At 44.3% G+C, this 2650-nt stretch carries 6 protein-coding genes; 4 read left to right on the top strand and 2 right to left on the bottom strand.

The genetic code is table 11. The features are described from left to right. Nucleotides 1-230 (bottom strand): hypothetical protein (locus LC574_RS34895; protein ID WP_229458197.1); only part of this gene is annotated, 230 nt, incomplete at its 3' end. 491 nt (nt 231-721) lie between these two features. Between LC574_RS34895 and LC574_RS34890 the strand changes: the two genes are divergently transcribed. Then, nucleotides 722-892, top strand: a complete 171-nt coding sequence (locus LC574_RS34890; protein ID WP_229458195.1) for a hypothetical protein — start codon at nt 722-724, stop codon at nt 890-892. Between the two features lie 154 nt (nt 893-1046). On the opposite strand, the gene LC574_RS39490 is transcribed toward LC574_RS34890, so the two are convergent. Then, a complete protein-coding gene (locus tag LC574_RS39490; protein WP_368736771.1) occupies nt 1047-1181 on the bottom strand; it encodes a hypothetical protein in 135 nt (44 codons plus the stop codon). A gap of 400 nt (nt 1182-1581) precedes the next feature. Between LC574_RS39490 and LC574_RS34880 the strand changes: the two genes are divergently transcribed. The 3 genes from LC574_RS34880 to LC574_RS39485 all read left to right on the top strand — a co-directional run bounded on the left by LC574_RS34880 (nt 1582) and on the right by LC574_RS39485 (nt 2364). Further along, nucleotides 1582-1881, top strand: a complete 300-nt coding sequence (locus LC574_RS34880) for a hypothetical protein (RefSeq protein WP_229458193.1) — start codon at nt 1582-1584, stop codon at nt 1879-1881. A gap of 127 nt (nt 1882-2008) precedes the next feature. After that, a complete protein-coding gene (locus tag LC574_RS34875) occupies nt 2009-2296 on the top strand; it encodes a hypothetical protein (RefSeq protein ID WP_229458192.1) in 288 nt (95 codons plus the stop codon). Continuing rightward, on the top strand, nt 2236-2364 hold the full coding sequence (locus tag LC574_RS39485; protein ID WP_368736770.1) for a zinc ribbon domain-containing protein: 129 nt from the start codon (nt 2236-2238) through the stop codon (nt 2362-2364). Before LC574_RS34875 ends, LC574_RS39485 begins: the two co-directional genes overlap by 61 nt. Nucleotides 2365-2650: the final 286 nt, after the last annotated feature.

The following is a 2650-nucleotide window of genomic DNA, read 5'->3' as shown; positions in this document are numbered from 1 at the left end:
GCAAAGCCTGGAAAACCCAAAGCAATGTAGATACTCTGATCTAAATTCGTATCAAAAGTGGATTGTGGTAAGCCGTCTTGAGCTTTTAGCAAAATCGCAGTCAATAAACTTTCAGCCGTATTAGTAGATGAGGGTGTTAGCCGTGGTAAATCGGCTTTGGTAATTGTGATTGTGGTTGCGGTTTGAGTTGCGTTTGCTCCAAATACTTGGGCGAGTGTTGGCTCTGCCATAAAACGAGATTTTTAAATGAAATAAAAGCGATTAGCGGTTAGCGAGCTTGCGATTAGTTTTAAACAAGCCGCCCACTATGAGCGGGGTATTAGCTATTAGCTATTAGCCATTAGCTAACAGCTAACCGCTAACAGCTAACAGCGGGGTATTAACCTCCCCAAGATTAATTTTTCGCCCACTAAGAGCGAGGCATGTACCGGGTTAATAGCTAATAGCTAATAGCTAACAGCTTTGTGAATAAATATCGAGGTAACTGACGACGACGTAAAGAGCGCGATCGCAACTTTATGAACCCCAACCTGCTATTCCTCCAAATCGAAATTTTCTTCGAGCGCTTGCAGCACGGTGAGTACGATCACCCTTTGTACTTAGCTATGGCACTTGAGAATCTTGCAAATTATGCATGGGACGAAGTAGACCGAATTTACCCAGAGTTGTGACAAACCGCAGTCGCGGCGGATAAGGTGGTGAAGCCAATACAATAGATGTTATGTTTCAGTACAAACTGCGATCGCACTTCTCCCCCACTCCCCACAACTGCGATCGCACTTCTCCCCTCCACTCCCCACAACTGCGATCGCAATTCCCCTCAAGGAAGCTGCGCCGCGATCGCAAAACAAAACCGCCCTCACCTCTACAGGCAGGACGGTTTTATTCTTGATTCTCCTCGTTAGTGTCAGATGTTAAATCATAAATTTCCTGTTTAAGCGCTTGCACCTCTTCCTTGAAAGTAGTCTCTATACTCTTGCTCTCGTCTAGACGCGTCTCAAGACGATGCTGATGTCCATGCACGTATGAAAGAAAAATTCTTTCTATTAATTCGAGATGCTCAAGGATTTTCCCAGGATTAGGGTTTCTTTGTCTATTTGACCAAGTGGTATCTTCTCCTGTGCTATCAGTCGAAGCATTTCCGATCTGCTTATTCCTCTCGCCTGGGCTATCTTGTCCATGTTCTCCCAGTCCCGTTGACTCATTCTTATATTGACTAGTTTTGCGTCGTCCGCTAACGTCTTGTGTCTGGCCATTCTTGGTTTTCATTTAAACGTAGCTCCATTCTATCTTTACAGAATTATTTTGTATCTACAGAATTCTTGACAGGTTATGTCTTTACGTTATACTACCATTAGAACGGTAAAGACAAAATTAATCTGATGAATTTGCGTTCGCTTTTAGCGTTGGCGAAGCCATCGTTGATTTCATATCTGGAGATGACGGCGTGACCATCGTCATCGGCTCAAAAGTAAACGACTTGGCAGATGAGGAGGAGGGAGGCTAATTGAAAAGGCGACCGATACCGTCCGGTGGAGCGATCGGTTAAATCTAGTATTGAATATTAAGGAAATTGTAACAATGAGTAAGCCAATAGGACATTTTACTAGTTACACCATAAACGACGGCTCCTTGTTGGAATCTCTGCAAGAAAAGTACGGTAGTACCTTTGAGCGCATGACCAAGCACGAAAAGCTGTTTTTAATTTCTGCTATTGCAGCCCAATTGTGCGACGGGTCTCCCGGCAAATGCCGTGATCAGATTTACGTAGAACTTGCTGATTTTTTAGAAACAGCACCGCCACAAGGAACAAAGGCAGGTACTAGAGCATTTTGGGAATTTTACTCTCATCTAACCCTTCATCTAAATGAAGGGTTTTGAAACCTAAATCCTCCAAGCGATGGCTACGCCCGCCGAAAGCGTTGCCTCTCCAAGAGTTGGCATCGCAAAAGTTTTCGGTCTACTGAAGTTAACGAAATCATAAGAGTTTCAGGCGATGCTTTGTCAGATGACGAGAGCGTTAGCTGCGATCGCCACCGGAAAGGGCGGGTACGCCATCGCATTGCAGGTTCCATCTGAGTACTTTGATGCGGTTATCCGGGGTATACCCATGTCTGCAACTGATGTCCTCAAATTTTGTCCTCACTGCTGGCAGCCTGGAACAACTCTTGAAGAAATTTGGTTATCGCCGCGATGGCGCAAAGCGCCCGCCATAGGCGATCGCAGTTTTGTTTCTTGTGCGGAACGGCGTTACGTAATAGTTGCACTCAGTGTAACGAACCGATTACCTCTTTAAAATTTCGTTTTTGTCCTTACTGTGGTTTTCCATATAAGGCATCTTTTGATTCTGGAACTCAAAGCTAGTCGCAACAATATTAGTATTATTTACTACTCGTATTTTTCCTGATTCAAACCAAACTTTACTGCTTTGCTAAACTAAACCGTAAGGATTGCACTTGGTGACAGCTTCGCCAGCTCTACGCCAAAGAGGAAGACCTTGAGATTTTACGCGATCGCGTTTTGCTCTCTCTCAAGTTAGGTAAGCAGGGCACTGGATACAAAGCGGCACTTAAAGCACTCAATCATTTCATTGCTGAATTGACTAGCCCAGAATAGATGTTTTACGAATTCGCCAACAGTGTCTACGCTA

It is taken from the genome of Nostoc sp. CHAB 5715 (assembly GCF_020829685.1).
Lineage (GTDB): Bacteria > Cyanobacteriota > Cyanobacteriia > Cyanobacteriales > Nostocaceae > Nostoc.
The sequence above is the reverse complement of the archived record's forward strand: the minus strand, read 5'-3'. Positions and strand labels throughout refer to the sequence as shown.